We start from the raw sequence: 20,553 nt of genomic DNA, 5'->3' as shown, positions 1-20,553 counted from the left end.
CGAATCAATCTCGAATCAATCTCGAATCAATCTCGAATCGAGAGTCCGTTTTAGTACCCCATCAACTGCAGCAAGTTCTCTGCTGTGCTTATCGCTTCTTTACGGTTAGCAATGTTGAGCTTTTGGTACAGGTTACGGATGTGAGTCTTGATTGTGGTACCTGCTACATCAAGTTCTTGAGCGATTTGCTCGTTACTAAACCCGGAGTAGATCAAGCCAAGTACTTGCCATTCACGCTGGGTGAGTGGGCTTGTGCGTACAAGCTCAGGTATGTTCGGGTGATTCACCAAGTTTTCAACAAAGTCTTCGTCGAAGTGTACCGAGCGACTGCGTTGAGTCGTCGAGATATCTTTCATGATTTGTTGTGCTCGGTGACGTTCTAAGTCACCCAAGCCTGGCTTGTTGCTCAACTTATCCAAGATATGCCCGATAGTACCACCGTCGACTAAGAAATTACCGACCATGCCAGTTTGATTGGTCATGTGTAGGGCTTCTTCTAGCAATACGCGTGCACTGTCTTCATCGTTGATCTGGGTGCGTAATACCGCTTCAACAATTAAGTTTCTATTAGTATCAGTAATCAGATGCGAGCGCTGAGCTTCACTTTTCAGGAATGCTAGCGCTTCTTCTGCTTCTTCATACTGCTCAAGGATGATGTGAGCACGCACGATGTTACGCCATTGAAGTTGGCAGAAGTGGTTGCTTGCTGATTCAGGGCGAACAGCAACGCTCAACCAGTCACGGATTGCGTCTTTATCGCCTTTCACTTGCCAGAATAAGATCAGAGACAGTGACGCATTCGCTGTCCAATCCACATGGTAAGTTGATTGGCGCAACAAGTGCTGAATCTGGTCAATAAACTTCGATGCTTTATCAATCTCGCCACGGCTCAGTGAAATACGAGCCAACATTGAATAGCTATGAAGGTGCTTACTTGGCGAGTGGTGGCCAAGAATATCTAAGCCCTTGTAGCAACACTCTTCCGCTTCATCTAAACGGTTCCAGCACCAGAATATTTGCGCTCGAACACGCAATAAGAATTCATGTAGAGGTACGTATTGAAGTTGGTGTTCTTCAATCAGCTTGAATGCGCTGTCTTGCAGTTCGAATGCGGCTTGAACATAGCCTTGAGCAATCAGAATTTCGCTTTGTTGCAGAATCGCCCACAGTGCTTGATGGTAAACCTGATACTGGCGAGCCAACTTCTCAGTTTGCTGCATCATTGGTAGAGCACGGCTCAGATTACCCATTACGTGATTTACTTCGCCGACAACCGAGGTTGCAACAATGCGACTACGGTAAACCGTTGTATTCAGTTGGCTCAATGAAAGCTCTGCAAGCTCGAGTGCTTTCTCTGGCTCATTACTGTTGATCGCGACTTGTGCACGCAAGGCGTTGTATTGGCCTTGCTGCTGAGTATCCAGTTCAATGTTTCGAGCTTGATACTGCGTTTCGGCTTCTTCTAACAGAGTACCCACTTGATCATAACGGTGCTGACTTTGCGCTAGCCATGCACGCAGCATTGATAGTTTCGGTTCGCTGTACAGTTGATCCGTGGTCAGCTGCTTGATCGCCATTTCTAATGATGAAAGTTCACCTTGGTTGAACATCTGCCAACCGTGTTCACTAAGGATCTGAACAATCAGTTGTGGATCGTCCGCGCGCTGTGCGTGTCGCAAAGCTTGGTGAGGCGTTTTCTGTTTGATCCAAGCTTTAGCGGCACTGCGATGCAATTCCGCTTCTTGCTGCGGAATGCGAGCTTGGCGCTCGTGAGCGAGGAACTCACCAAATAGATTATGGAAGCGATACCAGTTCTTCTCGCCTTCAAGAGGGTAGATGAACAAACCAAATCGGTTGAGCGATTCAATCATACCGAGCGCGTCTTCACGTTGTGTTAGTGCGCAAACAAGTTCGTCGTTGAAGTGATCAAGCACTGAGCACTGCATCAAGAACTGTCGGGTTTCTTTGTCTAGCAGGTCAAAGACTTCTTCAACCAAGTAATCCCAAAGATGGGCATGGTTAAAGTGGGAGAACGACTCGGCAGATTGTGCCAACGTACGCTTTTGGTGCTGTGCTTGAAGGGCAATAAGCTGTAATGCAGAAGGCCAACCCTCTACATAACTACAAATACTGCCTGCGGTCGTGTCGTCAATGCCGTCGGCTACGCGTTGATTGAAGAAGCGTGTGGTTTCTTCCGTATCAAAAGCCAGTGAGTCGTTGCCGATCTCAATCATCAAATCACGAACGCGCAGGTTAGCTGTGCCAAGCGGTGGTGTGCCACGGCTAGTCACAACAAGCGTTAGGTTGTCGGGCATGTGTTTGAGGAAAAAGCGCATCGCTTCATGGATGTCGTCATTGTTCACTAAGTGATAGTCGTCTAGCACAAGGAAACACTCGTGGTGGAATTCAGACATTTCTGCAAACACTTCACTTAATAAAGAATGCAACGATGAAAACTGTCGTTTCTCTGCCAGCTTTTGGGCATTCGGGCAGGCATTTTGAGTCGCTTTATTAAGGGATTGAAGTAGGTAGTTGATGAAACGGAAGGCATCGTTATCACTATCATCGATGCTGTACCAACCTACATTAGGTTTTTCTACCAGCCATTGGGCAGCCATGGTGGTTTTGCCGTATCCAGCTGGAGAGCGGAACAGTACTAGCTTATAGCAATCTGCGTTCTGAAGCAGATCGAGAACTCTAGGTCGCAGAATTGCATTGTGTAAGCGGCCGGGACGAGTCAGTTTCGAAGGGATCCACATGTCGAAGTTTTACACCTATTCCGTGGCTATGTTCTGGAATATCCCAATCTATCGTTGAGTGCAGTCCAATGACATTAGCCTAATTACTTAAGTCTTTACTCATATTACGTGAAGCAAAACGATACCGACTATGATCCTCCTCAGAAACCTTGCACTCCTGCATGTTTTTGGGGTTCTACGCCCTTTATTTGTGACTTATCTCACCTTGCGGGGTGGTTTGTGAATGTGACTTTGTCCTTTCTTACACATGTTTTTATGTAATAGATGAGAGTCTAAAAATATTTTCGTGATCTGAAACTCAGATTTGGCAATGACTTTAAATGGGTTAAATAAAAGTCACATCAATTGAAGTTAAGTTATCGAACGGGAGCTTGTGATCTTAATCACTCCAAGTTTTTATTCTGGGCTAGAACATGAGAGTCAGATCACTAACCCAATCTGGGTACGCCCCCTACGCCCTCCCATCTACTCCTAGTTAGTCGTACGGCCAGGAGGATGTTTAGTTATTGGTGACCATGCACGATATGTCACAGATGAATTAGAACTATTAAAAGCGAGATTTCTGAAATGAAACCAACTCAGCAAAAAACTTTCGATAAAGTGTCATTCCAAGAGAGTGTTAAGAAACATCTATCTGCAACCTACGCAACAACAGTAGAAACCGCTGACAGCCGTTCATGGTATTTAGCAATGGGTCGTGCTCTTGCTGAGCTAACGACATTCGATCTGTTAGAAACTGAAAACGATGAAAAAATCAAAAACGCGAAGAGTGTTAACTACCTTTCGCTAGAATTCTTGATTGGCCGTCTGACAGGTAACAACCTAATCAGCATGGGCCTGTATGAGCAAATCACTCATGCAATGGAAGAGCTAGGTCAAAACCTAACTGACCTTCTAGAAGAAGAACGCGACCCATCACTAGGTAATGGTGGTCTTGGTCGTCTAGCTGCTTGTTTCATGGATTCTTGTGCCGCTCAAGAATACCCAACAGTAGGCTACGGTCTTCACTACGAATACGGTCTATTCAAGCAGTCTTTCCAAGACGGTCGCCAACAAGAAGCACCTGACGCGTGGCGCGGTGTTGAAGGTTACCCATGGGAAGTGGCTCGTCCAGAACTAGCACAACACATTGGTTTTTACGGTCATGTAGAAGTTGAATTCATTGACGGTAAAGAAGTACGTACTTGGGTTCCAGGTATGGAAGTAAAAGCAATGCCTTGGGATCTACCAATCGTAGGTTACGAGTCAAGCACGGTTTACCCGCTGCGTCTTTGGGAATGTCAGGCAATCGCACCATTCTCACTAGCAAGCTTCAACAACGGTGATTACTTCGAAGCGCAACACTCGCTAATCGATGCAGGTAACATCACTAAAGTTCTCTACCCGAACGACAACCACGAGAAAGGCAAGACACTGCGTCTAATGCAGCAGTACTTCCACTCAGCAGCATCGGTTCGCGATATTCTACGTCGTCACGAAGCAGCAGGTTTCTCTCTAGAAGATCTGCCTAAGCAAGAAACGATTCAGCTTAACGATACGCACCCAACAATCGCGATTCCTGAGCTAATGCGCATTCTGATTGACGAGAAAGGTCTATCTTGGGATCAAGCATGGGAAATCAGTGCTCACACGTTCGCTTACACGAACCACACACTACTTCCAGAAGCGCTAGAAACTTGGTCTGAATCTTTGATCAATCGTCTTCTTCCACGTCACATGGAAATCATCTTTGAAATCAACCACCGCTTCATGCAAGAAGTTCGCAAGATGTGGCCTGGTGACGGTGAGAAGCAAGCGAAGCTTTCTATCATCCAAGAGGGTTTCCACCGCATGGTTCGCATGGCAAACCTATGTGTGATTGGTTCTTACAAAGTAAACGGCGTAGCTGCACTTCACTCTCAACTGGTTAAGAAAGACTTGTTCCCTGAGTTCAACGAAATCTTCCCAGGTAAACTGACTAACGTAACGAACGGCATCACGCCACGTCGTTGGTTGAAGTTCTGTAACCCAGGTCTATCAACGCTAATTACTGGCAAGATCGGTACTGAGTGGCCTGCAAAACTTGAGCAGCTAGAAGGCATCGCTAAGTTTGCAACAGACGCGAAGTTCCAAAAAGAATTCATGGCTGTTAAGAAAGAAAACAAACAGCGTCTTGCTGATTGGGTTCAAGAGAACATGGGTATCGAGCTAGATACTAACGCTATCTTCGACGTTCAAATCAAGCGTCTACACGAATACAAGCGTCAGCACCTAGATTTGCTGCACATTCTATCTCTGTACCACCGTATTCTTAACGAACCTGGTTTCGAGTGTGAGCCTCGCGTATGTTTCTTCGCAGCGAAAGCAGCACCGGGTTACCACCTAGCGAAAGAGATTATCTTCGCAGTTAACAAGATTGCAGAGAAGATCAACAACGATCCTCGTATCGGCAACAAGCTTAAAGTGGTATTCATCCCTGACTACCGTGTAAGCATGGCTGAAATCATCATCCCTGCAGCAGACGTTTCTCAGCAAATCTCACTGGCTGGTAAAGAAGCATCTGGTACGGGCAACATGAAGATGGCTCTAAACGGCGCTCTAACTATCGGTACGATGGATGGCGCGAACGTTGAGATTCGTGAAGAAGTTGGCGATGAGAACATCTACATCTTCGGCCTAGACGTTGATGGCGTTCAAGCACTGAAAGCTCAGGGCTACAACCCATACGACTACTACAATGCAGACCCACTACTGAAAGCATCTCTAGACCTATTGACTGGCGACGAGTTCACACCAGGTCAACCAGGACTTCTACGTGCAACGTTTGATAGCCTGCTTGACGGTGGTGACCCATACCTATGTCTTGCTGACTTCGCATCTTACGTGAAAGCGCATGAAGACATGGGCACGCAATACAAAGACCAAGCAGGTTGGGCTAAGAAAGCGATTCTTAACACAGCATTGGTTGGTAAGTTCACATCAGACCGCTCTATCCGCGACTACGTGAACAACATCTGGAAACTAGAAGCGGTTAACCGTTAATAGTTCCCAAGTAGCCAAGGCAGCCTCTGCCTTGGCTCAATTAGCTTGTGAGCAAACAGACGGCTTATCCGATAGCAATGCTTACAAACTGATTGTCACAAGCTAATTGATTAGTAAAAAATTAAATAAACAACCCTACAAAAATTGAAAGCGTCAGAACGTTTTCGGAGAGAGCGATGAAAGAACAGACCGTATTAAAACAAGTCGCAGAAATGGCAAACATTGCCGACAGTTACGTTAGTGCGTGGGGCGATGAAGCACAGGTATCAGACGAAACTATTACGTCTCTATTGGCTTCATTGGGCTACGATACAAGCAGCGATGATGCACTATTAAAGTCAGCAGAAAGAAAACACAAAAAAGATGTACTAGACCCAGTTCTTGTCTTGCGTGATGGTGAGCCAGTAGAAGTGGCGCTGAATTTAGGTGTTAGTGCTCGTGAAAGCGAGTTCAGCTGGCGCTTAGAAACCGAGCAAGGAGAGGTACTCGAAGGCTATCTTCAATCTCAAGTCGTTCGTGATGAGCGTGCAGAGGGTGGCCCTTTAGTGTTTGCATTGCCAAGTGATTTGGCATGGGGTTATCACAAGCTAATTGTGAGCCGTAAGCGCCGTAAGAAGCCTTACGAGATGACACTGATCATTACGCCAAAAGCGTGTTTCAAGCAGTCTCCAATAGAGCAAGGCAAAAAGCTTTGGGGACCGAGTGTTCAGCTTTACACACTAAGAACTCAGCACAACTGGGGTATTGGTGACTTCGGCGACCTAAAACAGTTGGTTGCTGATATCGCGTCTCGCGGCGGTGACTTTGTCGGTCTAAACCCGATTCACTCATTGTTCCCTGCGAACCCTGAAGGTGCGAGCCCATACAGCCCGTCTTCACGTCGCTGGTTGAACATCTTATACATTGATGTGAGCTCAGTACCTGAATTCGCATTAAGTGCAGAAGCACAACAAACCGTAGGCAGCGCAGAGTTCCAACAGCGCCTACAGAAAGCTCGTGATGCACACTGGGTGAACTACACCGAAGTGTCTGAGCTGAAGATGAGCATTTTGCCTTTGCTATTCGCAGAGTTTAAGACTCGTCACCTAGACAAAAACAGCGACCGCGCGCAAGCCTTCCTAGCGTTTGTGGAAGAGGGCGGCGACAGCCTGATGCATCAAGCGGCGTTCGATGCACTGCACGGTGAACTGCATGCTAAAGATTCTGGCATGTGGGGATGGCCGGTATTCCCTGAGAAGTACCGCACATTCGACAGCCCAGCTACACAGAAGTACATCAAAGAAAACCTAGAGCAAGTGCATCTTTACATGTACCTGCAATGGTTAGCAGATTGCCAAATCAATGATGCTCAATCGCTTGCTGAAGAGAAAGGCATGGCGGTTGGTCTGTACCGAGACCTAGCGGTTGGCGTTGCAGATTCAGGTAGCGAGACTTGGGCTGATGAAGGCAACCTAGTTATGGATGCGAGCATCGGTGCTCCACCAGATATCCTTGGTCCTCTAGGCCAAAACTGGGGCTTACCACCACTGAACCCAGAAGTGCTTCTAGAGACAAGCTACGATGCTTACATCAAGCTGCTTCGTGCGAACATGAAACACTGTGGTGCACTGCGTATTGACCACGTGTTAGGTCTGCTACGTTTATGGTGGATTCCAAAAGGTGAAAACGCAACGAAGGGCGCATACATCTACTACCCAGTACAAGATATGCTCTCGATTCTTGCGCTTGAATCTCACCGTTACCAATGTAGCGTTATCGGTGAAGACTTAGGTACGGTGCCAGATGAGATTGTAGACATCCTAGCGGATGCTGGCGTGCACTCTTACAAAGTGTTCTTCTTCGAAACATCAGAAGAAGATGGTGGTTTCATCTCTCCGAAACACTACGCATCACAATCAATGGCGGCACTGTGTACACACGATATGCCAACATTACGCGGCTTCTGGCACTGTGATGATTTGAAGATGGGTCAAGAGATTGGTTTATACCCAGACGCAGCACAGCTAGAAACTCTGTTCGATGACCGTCTTGAGTGTAAGCAAGGTATCTTAGATTCAGTGGCATGGCATGGTTTCCTACCTGAAGGTGTTGGCCGCGATGCAAGCCAAGTACCTATGGACTCTTACCTAGCGGAAGCACTTCAACTGCACGTTGCTGCTGGTGGTTCAACATTACTAAGTGTTCAATTGGAAGACTGGCTAGAGATGGATAAGCCAGTAAACATTCCTGGTACCGTCGATGAGTATCCGAACTGGCGTCGTAAACTATCAATGAACTTGGACGAAATCTTTGCTCATGAAGGCGTTAATCGTATCGCTTCTAAGCTGACAGACGTTCGAGAAAAAGCAGGTAAGTAATGACATTGAGTGACTTGAATATAGGTGGTTTTTTGCTTACGGCGTACGAAACTACAACCTCGGTCACTCAATAATGAATGCTCATCTGGTAGAATAAACCGTCGTTATATTGCCCGCACTAATAGCGGGCATTTTTGTATTATATTTTTTGGATGTTTGGTTAGGGAGAAACGTTTTGGAACTAAGTTCGATTTCAAAGCAAAAACAAATATATACCCAACTATCACAGGCTTGCTTCACAGACCCATTTGCGTTTTTAGGTCCATACCTACCTTCTGATCAAGGTGCATTACGTGTATGGATTCCTGGAGCAGATAAAGTCGAGTTGATTGTTGGAAAGGAACCTCGTATTGAGTTAGCGCGAGAGGGTGAAAGTGGTTTCATTCTTAAGCAAGAAAGAGACTTACGTTTTACTCACTATAAGCTTGCGGTTGATTGGGCTGGAGTAGAGCAGATCATTGATGATCCATATCAGTACCATGATTTGTACGCGAGCTATGAAGATCTTCACACACCGAAAGATATGTACCATCACATGGGGGCTCAGTTTATTACGCTAGAGCGTGATGGACAGACGATTTCAGGTACTCGTTTCTTGGTGTATGCACCGCACGCAACAGCGGCAAGCTTGGTAGGTAACTTCAACGCTTGGGATGGTCGCCGCCACCCAATGCAGCGTCTAGATTACGGTATGTGGGGCCTATTCATTCCAGAACTGGAAGAGGGCGCTCAATACAAGTTTGAATTAAAAGGACCTGATGGCGAAGGCTTACCACACAAAGCTGACCCATGGGGTTTCTACTCTGAGCAATACCCATCATTCTCATCTGTGACTTACGATCACGCTCGTTATGAGTGGCAAGATGCTAAGTGGCAGAATCGTCCAGTGACGCAAAAGCGTAAAGAAGCGCTTTCGTTCTATGAATTGCATGCCGGTTCTTGGAAGCGTAATGCTGAAGGCGAATTCCTCAATTACCGTGAGTTAGCGGCAGAACTGATTCCATACCTAACGGATCTTGGCTATACGCACGTTGAATTGATGCCTGTTTCAGAGCACCCATTCTATGGCTCTTGGGGTTACCAGCCTGTTGGTCTTTTCGCACCAACCAGCCGTTTCGGTTCACCGGATGACTTCAAATACTTCGTAGACCAATGTCACCAAGCGGGTCTTGGCGTTGTGCTTGACTGGGTTCCAGCTCACTTCCCAAGCGATGATCACGGTTTAGCTAATTTTGATGGTACGCCATTGTTCCACGATCCAGACCCACGTCGTGGTTGGCACCAAGACTGGAACTCGTACATCTATGACTTAGGTCGTGAACATGTGCGTCGTTTCTTGGTGGCAAATGCGCTGTACTGGTTTGAGCAATTCCATATTGATGGTATCCGTGTTGATGCAGTAGCTTCGATGCTGTACCTGGATTATTCACGTAGCCATGATCAGTGGATTCCAAACGTGGATGGTGGCAACGAAAACTACGATGCTATCGCTACCCTTAAGTGGATGAACGAAGAAGTGTACAAGCACTTCCCGAATGCGATGACCATTGCGGAAGAGTCGACGGCTTTCCCTGGTGTTTCAGCACCAACCTTTATGGGCGGTTTAGGCTTCGGCTTTAAGTGGAACATGGGTTGGATGCACGATAGCTTGTCTTACATTCAAGAAGACCCAATCAACCGTAAATATCACCACGATACGATTACCTTCCCGCTGGTTTATGCACACAGTGAGAACTACGTATTGTCTCTGTCTCACGATGAGGTGGTTTACGGTAAAGGTTCTATCCATAACAAGATGCCAGGCGATGAGTGGCAGCAAACAGCTAACCTACGTGCTTACATGGGTTACATGTATGCGCAACCGGGTAAGAAGTTGAATTTCATGGGGGCGGAATTTGGTCAAACGGCTGAATGGAACCATGACGACCAGCTTCAATGGTTCTTATTAGATTATGAGCGTCATCAAGGTGTTCAGCGTTTAACCAAAGACCTGAATAATCTGTACCGTTCTGAAGCTGCAATGCACGATCTTGATTTTGACCCGACAGGCTTTGAATGGCGTCTTCAAGATTCAGCAGAAGCGAGCATTCTAGCGCACGAACGTATCAGTGAATCTGGTGAGCGTGTCTTGGTGGTATCTAACTTTACGCCAGTTCCTCACGAGCACTTCCGTTTAGGCGTTCCAGTACAAGGTGAGTACTCACTATTGTTGAATACAGACTCGACTGACTACGCCGGTAGTGGTTTTGAAGTGAAGCAGACTGCGGAGATCGAATCAGTAGCAAGCGAAGGTCTGGATACATCGATTGAGTTGCGTTTGCCGCCGCTATCAACAGTCTTCTATAAGCTGAATTCGTAACATAATTCGCGTAGTAGGAAGTATAAAAAAGGGAGCCTTCAGGCTCCCTTTTTGTATTGAATATAAATGTTCGTTTAGCTTAATGCTGCTTAAAGTTCGTAAGATAGAACATTGAGCGTCCGACGACAGTTTCAAGAATGCGCACCGAGTCGGTACCAAAGTTCTCAAACATCTTCTCACGAAATTCACCATTTGAGCTGAGGTCGAACTCTTCAGGGCTTTTGACCTGAGATGCATGGAAAAACATGAGTTTGATAACGTAGCGGAATTGTTCATCATCTAAAGCATCTTGCCAAGATTGAACAAACGCCGCTTCTGACGAGAAGTCTAAGCTTTGGATAACAATCGACAACATGTGCTTGTGGAGCACTGAACGGATAGCGCGTGTCGATGAATAATAGCCCTGAAGCGTCGTTAAACTAATGCCAATTTCTTGAGCAATCCTTGCATAAGTTAGTGCTTCATGTCCTTCAGCCAGAAAAAGGTTTAGTACGATCTCATCGTAGTGCTTTTGGTTTTCTAGTTTCTGTACTTGGGTAATTCGAGCCATTACAAATCTCTATTGAGTGTAACATTCTGTAAACACGTATATTAAGAGTTTCTGATAGAAATCTCAAACCCTATAGGTAAAAAAAACGTCAGTTTATCGTCAAAAGCCGATAAATATAGATCGTTCGCTTGAATTTCAAGCGGCTCTAAGCCCATATAAAAACACCGCTCTATTGAGCGGTGTGTTATTTTAAGCTGTTGTTTATATATGGTAAATAAGAACTAAAATGGATACCAAAACAACGCTGGTTCAAGAATACGTTTTGCGATAGCCAATATCACGATTAAACCGATGATAAATAAACAAATAAAATCGATACGTTTTAATGGTGCGTAACTATACCAAGTGCGAGACTTGTGTCTGCCAAAGCCACGTAGCGTCATAGCATTCGATATTTCATCTGCTCTATCTAGGCTTGAAAAAATCAACGGTCCCAACACTTTTGCAACATTTTTGATGCGGGTAATGAGTGGTGCCTTCTTGGAAAGTTCTACACCACGAGCCTGTTGGGCGTGCATGATATTGACAAAATCTTTCTTAACTTCTGGCAAGTAACGTAGCGTTAAGCTCACCGCATAAGCTATTTTGTAAGGAACTCCGATACGGTTGAGGCTTGCTGCGAACTCAGTTGGGTGCGTTGTGAAAACAAAGATCAGCGCTATCGGGAACATGCTCATGTATTTGAGCGTCACGGTCACTAAGTAAAACAGTGTCTCTTGGCTCAATGAGTAATTACCAGGAAGCGTCAATAATAGCGTTTCACTGCCGATGAGTTCGGGACCTTGTTGTGGAGCCAGTAAATACATAAATAAGGCATTTAGGCTCAGAACACTTGCCGTACCAATCAACAGCGGCTTGTAAACTCGCACAGGAACTTGAGTCAGCTTTAATAGGTATAAGCCAGTCAGGATCAAAACAACGATGAGTCTGAGATCGAACGTTGTAAGTACAACGGTTACCCAAGCCAAAAACAGCGCAAACTTGGTGATGCCATTGAGAGCGTGCAGCGGCGATTTGGTATCGATGTAATTGATGCCGAATTTTACTTTTGATGCATTCATTGAGCGCTTCTCTCGTAGTCGATGAAGTACTGCATAAATGCATTGGTGTCGTCGATTTTCATCATGGTCGCGAGTTCATAAATGCTGGTGGTACAAAGATTTGCGCGTTCTAACAGAGATGGCTGGCTGAATACTTCCGTCATCGCGGCATTGGCAATCAGCTTGCTGTCTGCAATCACGATTGAACGTGTGGTGTACTCGAGAACGAGGTGCATGTCGTGTGAGATAATCACAACGGTGATACCTAGGTCGCGGTTGAGTTTTTGAATAAACGCCAGCATTGATGTGTAGTTACGGTAATCTTGACCTGCTGTTGGCTCATCTAAGATCAGAAGTTCTGGCTCTAAAACCAAGATAGACGCTATTGTTACGCGCTTTTTCTGACCGTAGCTAAGTGCTTCGATTGGCCAGTGTCGGAACTTACTCAAGCCACAAAGCTCAAGAATGTTTTCTACTTTGTCTTTAATTTCGTCTTCTGTAACGCCACGGTTACGAAGGCCAAATGCAACTTCGTCGAAGATCATATGATGCGAGATCATATGGTTCGGGTTCTGCATGACAACACCGACTTTCTGACTTCTTTCGAAGATAGAAAGCTCAGATAGGTCTTCGCCGTTAAGATACGAAGAGCCAGAATCCGCGTCAATCACACCCATGATAATCTTGGTGATGGTCGATTTACCTGAACCGTTCTTACCCAATATTGAAACAAACTCACCCTTGCCAATCTTAAAGCTGACATCTTCGAGTGCGTTTTTTTCACCGTCGTAAGAGTAAGTCAGGCCATGCACTTCGAGCAAAGGTTGATACTGTTTTTCAGCAACGGGAGTAGGGCGTTCAGCAAACCAAGCTTGAACCGCAGGACGGAACCTTTTGTAATCTAAAGCTTTGAGATTGGACAGCTTGTCTTCGCTTGTTAAAGGTGCTTTGGCTGCTTTAAGGGCTGATAGATAAAGCGGTTCACGAATACCGTGTGTCTCAAGCAGTTCAGAAGCCAAGATTTCATCGGGTGTCATGTCTGCAACGATTTCGCCGCGTTCCATTAAGATCACACGATCAATATCGCGATGTAGAACATCCTCAAGGCGGTGCTCGATAATCACGATAGTTTTGTTGGTTTCTTTATGCAGTTGGTCGATGATCTCAATCGTTGCCTTGCCCGTCTTAGGGTCAAGGCTGGCCAGAGGCTCATCAAACAGCAAGATATCAACGTCATCAACTAAGATACCCGCTAACGATACTCGTTGTTTTTGACCACCAGAAAGGTCGTGTGGAGAGCGATCAAGCATATCCGCCAAGTCGACCATTTTTGCAGTCGACTTAACGAGAGGATACATATCGATGTTCGACATTAACTGGTTTTCCAATGCGAATGCGATGTCTTCGCCGATACTTAAGCCGACAAATTGGCTGTCAGTATCTTGCAATACCGTGCCGACTTGCTCGGTATAGTCGTGCATTGAAAACTCAGAGATGTTCTTGCCGTTGATCTCTAAAGAGCCGGTGACCTCACCCTTAATCGCGTGAGGGATTAGACCGTTAAGACACTGACCTAGGGTAGATTTACCACTACCACTTGGTCCAATAATGACGATTTTCTCTCCTTTCTCTATCCTTAGATTGATATTTTTTAGCGTCGGTTTATCCAGCGACTCATATCTAAAAGAGAAGTTCGAAAATGCTATAGTCATTATCGCTTATGCCTCAGTCAGGTTGCGGCTTTGTTTGTTACGCTTAGCGACTGATTTTAGGATCAGGAAGCCAACAACAGCGATCAGAACGGTATTACCCGCTGCGATGATAGACAGTTGAGTGAAGACTTTAGTAAACGGTTCTGCGTATAAGATGGTATCTAGGAATGCAGAACAGCCGTAGCCGACAACATTACCTGCGAGAGCCAGTACGACAAATAGCGCAAAATCTTTCATTGGCAGTTCGCCTTGTTGAAGACGGTTTTTAGTCATCATAGGAAATAGACCAATAACCATGCCCACGATACCTGAGCCCAATACCCAAGTTAGCCATACGCCCCAGCCTGCGAATAAGTCTGTTACCCAGTGGCCAATGAAGCCGACCAAGAAGCCTACAATTGGGCCGAACAAAACAGAAAACAGTGCTAGAACTGCCATTGCTGGTTTCAATGTCGTGTTCGCAAACACTGGGACACCAAACATAGGTAAACCACCAATGCCGTACAGTGCCGCGCCAATGGCGATAACGACGACTGTTTTAGCTGAAAAGTTCATAGATAACCTCGAATACTGAAAGATAAAACATGATAAAGAACGAATATTCGCCATTATTAATATGCGTCTCAATGAGAACGTTTTTTGGGCAAATATAAAAAATAAGGCGCGCATTATACAGTAGAACCCTTCCATAAGGGAAGGTAAGTGTCTAGATGTCTAAAATTCCATCTGAACACCTAGATATGATGAAAAATACGCAAATTTACGGTTAATCAAACAACAAAAAAGCCAGAGCGGGTCTGGCTTTTTCATTCATATTAACAATGTGTTAGTTCCATTGAAGGGCTAAGTATCGCTAATTTCTTGGTCTAGATGACAGTGACTTAGTGGTCTAGGTATAGATAGTTCTGCCAACTCTTCATACGAATAAGCACCTTACGCATGATAGACACGTGAGTGAAGCTGTCTGAATAAACCGAAACCTCAACCGCAGTACCCATAGGTAGATGGTATTCAGATAGGTCATCAGTGATGGTTAACTTAACAAACACGCGACCACTGGTACGCAGAGCATCCGTACCTAGTAAAGCACCTCGAGCTTGGAATTGGCTCTCACCAATCGCTGGCAATACTTCATCAATACGGCCTTTAAATACTTTGCCAGGCAGAGCTCTGAATAAAAACTCAGCTTCGAACCCTGGTTGTAGACGCTGCAAGGAGTTCTGTCTAAAGGCTGCGGTGTAGAACTGAGCTTCGGTGTGAACAAACGTCATTACTGGCGCCAGTGGAAGTGGCACGGCCATGACACCTGGGCGAAGGGCCAGTTGCGTCACGTAACCATCTGTTGGCGCGCGAACCACAGTCTGTTCTAAGTCAAACTGAGCTTTACGCAATTCCGCTAATAGGCTTAACACCGCAGTGTTCTCACCACCTATCTCAGAATCCAAAGCAATTTTTGTTCTTTCTAAGGTCGCATCTGCCACTTTAACGGCAGCTTCTGATGCTTTATAAGCTTGTCTGCGAGTATCCAATTGTTGCTCAGTAAAGGCGCCACTGTCGTAGCCGCGTTTGTAACGAGAGAATTCACGTTGGGCTTTATCCCTCTCAGCAATCGCTTTGATTCTCGCTGCTTCTGCTTCAGCGACATCAGATTCCATTCCTAGCGCACCCTGGCTTGCTTCTTTTACTTTCGCCTCTAATCTTGCGACCTCAGCCTCGAACGGAATAGGATCGATTTTGAAAAGAATATCGCCTTTTTTTAGAGGTTTATTCGCTTCCACAGGCACTTCAATTACTTTGCCTCGAACACCGGAAACAACAGGCGTTGTTGAGTAAACTTGGTTACCGATCTGTGTGAAAGGGTGGTTATAGTTCATCAAAAGGATCAATGTACCTATGATGATGACGCCACCAAGTACCGCAGTTGGAACCGTCCATTTATTTAGCGGAATGTTGAACACCTTGAAAATGGTGATACAAAGTGCCGCATAGGTCATTATCAGCAGTAAATCCATTACTTAACCTCCTGATCTTGAGCGTTATTCTGATCTTTATTTTGCTCCGCTTTAACGGAATCGGCTTGTTTGAGTTGCGCGATTTCTTGTTGAAGGGTGCTAACTTGGTCGATTAAGGTGTCAACACGGTGGTGAATATCGTGCTGCTCTTCTTCGAGTTTAGCGAAGCCCCAACCGCGATCTTTGCGCCATAGCGTCGCCCAAATCCAAAGGAATGGCCAAATAGTGTGTAAGGTGAATAGGCTAACCCAGCCTGAGACATGAATAGCATCTTGATGAGGGTGATTGCGTTCTTTCGCAATTTCATAGGGAATATCGTGAATAACGATGATGCCGTAAAAGATTACTAATGCTACGAAAATAAGTAGACCGAGCGCAAAGTAGTCTAAAAACATAACAGATCCTTGTAATGTTAGATATTAGTTATAAATATACTACGCTATCATCCAAGTAATTGTTATCGAAATGATTTACCGAGTTACAAATAATGTGTTTTCGCTTCTAATGTGAACGATATTATTGCTGCATCTTATAAAATCGTCATCCTGTTTGGAGAGGCTTCTTCTGTGTTCTTGTTTGGAATTCTAATGAAGCGATGACTGGAGTAATGTTAGTGGATGTACATAACCCCAAGGATGAATACAAATGTATATAGGTGAAATAGCGGCGATTGGAGCGGCTATCGTGTGGGCGTGTGCAACTTGGATTTATGGCCAGTTTGGCCACCGTTTCTCTGCAATGCAGCTCAATATTATTAAGGGCGTAGTGGCTTCGGGCATGATGTTGCTGGTGATGCCTCTTATCCCAATGCCAGACTTTAAGCTCAGTGCCAGTCACTTTTGGATATTGGCCATTTCAGGGGTTATTGGCATTGCCATTGGAGATAGCGCTTATTTTGCAGCCTTGAAAAGAATTGGTGCGAACAAAACCTTGTTGCTTGAGTCTTTGGCTCCTCCACTCTCTGGTGTGCTCGCATTGATGTTCCTTGGCGCAGCCTTGACTTTACAAAGCTGGCTAGGTGTTGTAATCACGACGCTCGCCGTCACTTTTGTTGTGTTTCAGCCCTCTAAATCGACTAATGGTGAATCGAGTGACAAAGCGCAGTGGAGCGGCATTGGCTATGGGTTTGTGGCAAGTGTATGTCAGGCTTCGGGCGTGGTAATTTCTCACTATGCCTTAGTCGCTGGTGATATTCCGCCATTGTTAGGCGCCTTGATTCGTCTGACGATTGGCGTGTTTGCCGTGATGCTGATTATTCCATTTATTGAGAAGAAGCCGTATGCCGCAATAAAAAGAGATTTATGGGTGATGACTAAGCTGGATAAGCTTTGGCTTTTAGGGGCAATCTTCGTCGGAACGTTTCTCGCGTTATGGTTGCAGCAAGTAGCGTTGAAAAATGCCAACCCTGCGATTGCTCAAACACTGATAGCGACCAGCCCGGTCTTTATTTTGGTGATTTACGCGCTTAAAGGAGAGAAGGTGTCGAAGCAAAGTATCATCGGCACACTTGCTGCGTTAGGTGGAATATCTCTGTTTTTCTATCAATAGCACAGCCTGTTATCGATAGTTCATCGTGGGTCTGCGATTATTGATGGTGAGTAAGTACAGAGCATACGTTGTACTTACTCTAATCCTGTTTACCTATTCAGTGCACACCTGGTTACGGCCGTTGGCTTTGGCTCGGTATAGTGCTTTATCTGCTCGGTAGAAAGTACGCTGAGTATTCTCGCCCTCGCGGTGCAAAGTGATACCAATACTGACGGTTAAGCCACGCTCTCCCAGTATCTCATGCCAGCCAAATTGGAAGATGCGCTCTCGATAGTTTTCTGAGTGCATTTCTGCCTTAGCCAGATTGGTGTTCTCTAGGATGACTAAGAACTCTTCGCCTCCAAATCGGACACACGAAGCACCTCTGAATTTAAAGTAAGAACGCAGCTCTTGAGACACGCTGACAATCGCTTTATCGCCGACTAAATGGCTAAGTTCATCGTTAATCGATTTAAAGTGGTCAATATCGACAACCATTAATGCAAATGAGGTCTCGTGCAACAGCATGTCTTTTAGCTTCACATCTAACCAGCGACGGTTATGTAAACCAGTCAGCGGGTCAGTGAACACATCTTGTTGTAGCTGAGCCACGGCATTTTTGTGTTGCTCTGTGGTCTCTTTCAGCTCTCGATTCTCCTGCTCAGATAGGATTAGCTTGAGTTGCAGTTCGAATCGAGACAGGCGGCGAAGTTGGCTTGCACCAAGTTCACTGATAGGGATCTGTTTCATCAGGTCCGTTTCAATTCGGTAGCCTTTCTTCTCATAGCTCAGTGCTTCTTGAAAACGTCCTTGATTCATACACACGTCGCTTAACGAGTCATAGAAACGCTTAGCAAGTACAGGGGATGAATAAGCTTTTACGCGCTTGTCGGTGCTCGACAAGATCATGCTCGCGTACTCTTGCTTGCCCGTTGCGCTGAGGCAGTGTGCAAGTTCGAGTCGAGTCATGGTTGCTAGCCAACTTGCTTGTGTATTGTTGGCTGAATACTGAACCTTAGATAGGCAACGTAGCGCTTCGTTGTATTTCTTCTTAGCACGCAGCACCTTTGCTTGATAAAGCAAAATTTGAGCGGTAAGCAACTTGTCACTGACCAAAATACTCAGTTCTTCGCACTCATTCAGCAAATCACTGGCTGCGGTAATTCGGTTGAGCAATAACAGACTTGCCACCATGTGCAGCTTGAACTTAAGGCGAAGTGAGCGACTACTTATTGCATGGTCGATGCTGTTGATTTTCTGGTAGTAGCGAAGGGCTCTGCCGTGATCGCCGTAGGCATCACATAGGTTACCCATACCCAAAATCGCCATGACATATTCATCGATGTAACCGTGCTCTACAGCGATTGATGAAGAACTGACGAACTCATTGAGTGCTGCTGTGTAATCACCAATCTCGACCAAGCGATCACTTAGGCTAGTTTTTACAGTCAGAATGTCTTCAATGTCAGTAGGTAGGTGGAGTAGGTCGAGTGCCAACCTTAGCTCTTCGATGCTGGTTTGATTTTGTTGTAACTCAGTGCGGTATTCCGAGCTGATGATGTAACAGTGCGCTTGTTCTGTTTTAGTCGTCGATACGTGCTGACGAATGTGGTCCCAGAATATGATCGCTTCTTCACCCGATACCGACGAAGGGTCCAAACCAGCGTCTGTGATCTTACTTAATAGCGTTTCCATTAATCGGTTACCTCGGCATCGTCTTCTTCTAGTTGTTCAAGAGTGAAAGGGAACGTCAAAATGTCATTGAGGCTGACAGTCGGCTTAGAGCCTTTTAATCCCTTTCTATGCCATGGATAGATATCAAGCATGGTGCTCAGCGTTTGGAAGGTTTGCTCTGCGGCTTCTCCTTTTTCGGATAGCATAAGCGCGACACGCTCTGAGCTCAGTCTGGAGATGAAATCGTTCTGGTTACACAAAGCATGAGCAATCTCAGTACAGACATCTAAGTAATCTGTATCGACGTGTTGGAACATGATGATGCTGTGGTTTGAACGTTTAAGTTCTGTTTTGAAAAGCACCAGTTGTTCCCACCAAAAGGTTTCGGAAACCACATAAGATAGGTGCTTCTCTGGGTCATACTCGTGTTGGCCACGAATGCGATTGATGAGTTTTCTGGCCCTCTGTTCAAGTTGGCGTTTTGAACTGCGCGCTTTATCTAAACCGACACGAGTCGTTTGCTCTCGAAGCATACCGATAGAATATTGACGGTACTTTTTAAAGGCGATTAACGCGGCTTTGAAATCTTGGTTTTCTTCTGCGACTAAAGATTGTTGGTAACAAATCTGACTGAGCAGTTCGCCATTATCGAATTCGTTTGCTGACTCTTCCGCAAGCCTAAGCAGTTCGGCTGCTTGTTCTGGTCTTTTTCTTAGCAGCTCTAGACGAGCTCGGCTGATGTAAGAGTGGGCCTTCATCCATATAAGGTTATGTTCGACAGCTAACTTATGTGCCTTGGCTGTGGCACGCTCTGCATCATCTAAACGCTCAAGGCCAAGTAGGGCTAAGCCTCTGAAATCCCAGACTTCTGCATGCCAGGTATTATCTTTATGTTCTTTTAATGCTTCTTCTGCGCCGTCGAGTACCGACAACATTTCAACATAATTGTTGAGCAGGTAGTAATCCCACGCAAGCAGTATTCTTGCTTTGCCTTCTAACCAACCAATGCGACTGTTGTTCGCGACTTTTACGGCAAGTTGGTGGGTCGAGCGGGCTAGCTTGTATTCATGGGTCATTCGCCAAATGTTGCCGAGGCCAATCAGGCATTCGATCTGTATTTCAACTTCATCAACTAGGGCTGACTGCTCTAAGGCATTGATCCAGAACTGTTGTGCAGAGTAATACTTGGCTTGTCCCCAGAATTGGAGCGCGTGTAAGTGGAGGATTTCAGGGAGAAAAAGATCGGTGTCTAATCGGATTTGTCGCTTGTAGGCTTCTTTGATGTATTTTAAACCTTTCTGGTAATCCATCAGGTTCCAACAACATCTTGCCATTAACATCAGCGACTGGATCGCGCCCTCTTCAAACAGAACTTGCTCAGATCTGACGAGGCATTGTTGCGCAATCTCAAGGATCACCAATGGTTCAGAGTCGACGCGAGTTTTGAGTTGTTCTAGTTCTGTTTCAAGAAGGTACTGATTTTTGTCCAAGGCTTAGATCCATAATTATCGAACATATTGATAACACAATCATTATAAGAGT

Annotated in this window: 13 protein-coding genes; 4 read left to right on the top strand and 9 right to left on the bottom strand. The window is 45.6% G+C overall.

Annotated features, from left to right (window positions below):
• Positions 1 to 50: 50 nt before the first annotated feature.
• The gene (gene malT / locus L0992_19800; GenBank protein XGB70258.1) at positions 51 to 2,759 is read right to left on the bottom strand and encodes an HTH-type transcriptional regulator MalT; all 2,709 of its coding nucleotides are present in this window, start codon (positions 2,757 to 2,759) and stop codon (positions 51 to 53) included.
• A gap of 567 nt (positions 2,760 to 3,326) precedes the next feature.
• On the opposite strand from malT, the gene L0992_19795 reads away from it, so the two are divergent.
• The 3 genes from L0992_19795 (at position 3,327) to glgB (ending at position 10,496) form a co-directional block, all read left to right on the top strand.
• Entirely contained in the window at positions 3,327 to 5,780 is a 2,454-nt protein-coding gene (locus tag L0992_19795; GenBank protein ID XGB70257.1) for a glycogen/starch/alpha-glucan phosphorylase, read from the top strand.
• A 176-nt stretch (positions 5,781 to 5,956) separates the two neighbouring features.
• Positions 5,957 to 8,137, top strand: coding sequence for a 4-alpha-glucanotransferase (malQ, locus tag L0992_19790; GenBank protein ID XGB70256.1), 2,181 nt, complete (start codon positions 5,957 to 5,959; stop codon positions 8,135 to 8,137).
• Between the two features lie 175 nt (positions 8,138 to 8,312).
• Positions 8,313 to 10,496 (top strand): 1,4-alpha-glucan branching protein GlgB, encoded by a 2,184-nt coding sequence (glgB, locus tag L0992_19785; protein XGB70255.1) that lies wholly within the window; start codon positions 8,313 to 8,315, stop codon positions 10,494 to 10,496.
• A 79-nt stretch (positions 10,497 to 10,575) separates the two neighbouring features.
• On the opposite strand, the gene L0992_19780 is transcribed toward glgB, so the two are convergent.
• The 6 genes from L0992_19780 to L0992_19755 form a co-directional block, all read right to left on the bottom strand.
• Positions 10,576 to 11,046 carry a TetR/AcrR family transcriptional regulator gene (locus L0992_19780; GenBank protein ID XGB70254.1) on the bottom strand — a complete coding sequence of 157 codons (471 nt, stop codon included), beginning with the start codon at positions 11,044 to 11,046 and terminating at the stop codon, positions 10,576 to 10,578.
• 221 nt (positions 11,047 to 11,267) lie between these two features.
• Complete coding sequence (locus L0992_19775) at positions 11,268 to 12,107, bottom strand: energy-coupling factor transporter transmembrane protein EcfT (protein XGB70253.1); 840 nt, start codon at positions 12,105 to 12,107, stop codon at positions 11,268 to 11,270.
• Complete coding sequence (locus tag L0992_19770) at positions 12,104 to 13,798, bottom strand: ABC transporter ATP-binding protein (GenBank protein ID XGB70252.1); 1,695 nt, start codon at positions 13,796 to 13,798, stop codon at positions 12,104 to 12,106. Before L0992_19770 ends, L0992_19775 begins: the two co-directional genes overlap by 4 nt.
• A 6-nt stretch (positions 13,799 to 13,804) precedes the next feature.
• A complete protein-coding gene (locus tag L0992_19765) occupies positions 13,805 to 14,353 on the bottom strand; it encodes an ECF-type riboflavin transporter substrate-binding protein (GenBank protein XGB70251.1) in 549 nt (182 codons plus the stop codon).
• A gap of 326 nt (positions 14,354 to 14,679) precedes the next feature.
• On the bottom strand, positions 14,680 to 15,810 hold the full coding sequence (locus L0992_19760) for an HlyD family secretion protein (GenBank protein ID XGB70250.1): 1,131 nt from the start codon (positions 15,808 to 15,810) through the stop codon (positions 14,680 to 14,682).
• Positions 15,810 to 16,205 carry a DUF3302 domain-containing protein gene (locus L0992_19755; protein ID XGB70249.1) on the bottom strand — a complete coding sequence of 132 codons (396 nt, stop codon included), beginning with the start codon at positions 16,203 to 16,205 and terminating at the stop codon, positions 15,810 to 15,812. Before L0992_19755 ends, L0992_19760 begins: the two co-directional genes overlap by 1 nt.
• A gap of 250 nt (positions 16,206 to 16,455) precedes the next feature.
• Here L0992_19755 and L0992_19750 point away from each other — a divergent pair, with 250 nt between their 5' ends.
• Positions 16,456 to 17,358, top strand: coding sequence for a DMT family transporter (locus tag L0992_19750; protein XGB70248.1), 903 nt, complete (start codon positions 16,456 to 16,458; stop codon positions 17,356 to 17,358).
• Positions 17,359 to 17,451: 93 nt separating this feature from the next.
• On the opposite strand, the gene L0992_19745 is transcribed toward L0992_19750, so the two are convergent.
• Both L0992_19745 and L0992_19740 read right to left on the bottom strand, forming a co-directional pair.
• Entirely contained in the window at positions 17,452 to 19,032 is a 1,581-nt protein-coding gene (locus L0992_19745; GenBank protein XGB70247.1) for a GGDEF domain-containing protein, read from the bottom strand.
• Positions 19,032 to 20,501 (bottom strand): hypothetical protein, encoded by a 1,470-nt coding sequence (locus tag L0992_19740; protein XGB70246.1) that lies wholly within the window; start codon positions 20,499 to 20,501, stop codon positions 19,032 to 19,034. Before L0992_19740 ends, L0992_19745 begins: the two co-directional genes overlap by 1 nt.
• Between the last annotated feature and the right edge of the window lie 52 nt (positions 20,502 to 20,553).

The sequence above is a fragment of the Vibrio pomeroyi genome (assembly GCA_041879425.1).
In the GTDB taxonomy this organism is placed as follows: Bacteria; Pseudomonadota; Gammaproteobacteria; order Enterobacterales; family Vibrionaceae; genus Vibrio; species Vibrio pomeroyi_A.
The sequence above is the reverse complement of the archived record's forward strand: the minus strand, read 5'-3'. Positions and strand labels throughout refer to the sequence as shown.

Excerpts from the sequence above, each read along its gene's own strand:
- malT (XGB70258.1), bottom strand. The coding sequence starts at position 2,759 with ATGTGGATCCCTTCGAAACTGACTCGTCCCGGCCGCTTACACAATGCA.
- L0992_19795 (XGB70257.1), top strand. The coding sequence starts at position 3,327 with ATGAAACCAACTCAGCAAAAAACTTTCGATAAAGTGTCATTCCAAGAG.
- malQ (XGB70256.1), top strand. The coding sequence starts at position 5,957 with ATGAAAGAACAGACCGTATTAAAACAAGTCGCAGAAATGGCAAACATT.
- L0992_19780 (XGB70254.1), bottom strand. The coding sequence starts at position 11,046 with ATGGCTCGAATTACCCAAGTACAGAAACTAGAAAACCAAAAGCACTAC.
- L0992_19775 (XGB70253.1), bottom strand. The coding sequence starts at position 12,107 with ATGAATGCATCAAAAGTAAAATTCGGCATCAATTACATCGATACCAAA.
- L0992_19770 (XGB70252.1), bottom strand. The coding sequence starts at position 13,798 with ATGACTATAGCATTTTCGAACTTCTCTTTTAGATATGAGTCGCTGGAT.
- L0992_19765 (XGB70251.1), bottom strand. The coding sequence starts at position 14,353 with ATGAACTTTTCAGCTAAAACAGTCGTCGTTATCGCCATTGGCGCGGCA.
- L0992_19760 (XGB70250.1), bottom strand. The coding sequence starts at position 15,810 with ATGGATTTACTGCTGATAATGACCTATGCGGCACTTTGTATCACCATT.
- L0992_19755 (XGB70249.1), bottom strand. The coding sequence starts at position 16,205 with ATGTTTTTAGACTACTTTGCGCTCGGTCTACTTATTTTCGTAGCATTA.
- L0992_19750 (XGB70248.1), top strand. The coding sequence starts at position 16,456 with ATGTATATAGGTGAAATAGCGGCGATTGGAGCGGCTATCGTGTGGGCG.
- L0992_19745 (XGB70247.1), bottom strand. The coding sequence starts at position 19,032 with ATGGAAACGCTATTAAGTAAGATCACAGACGCTGGTTTGGACCCTTCG.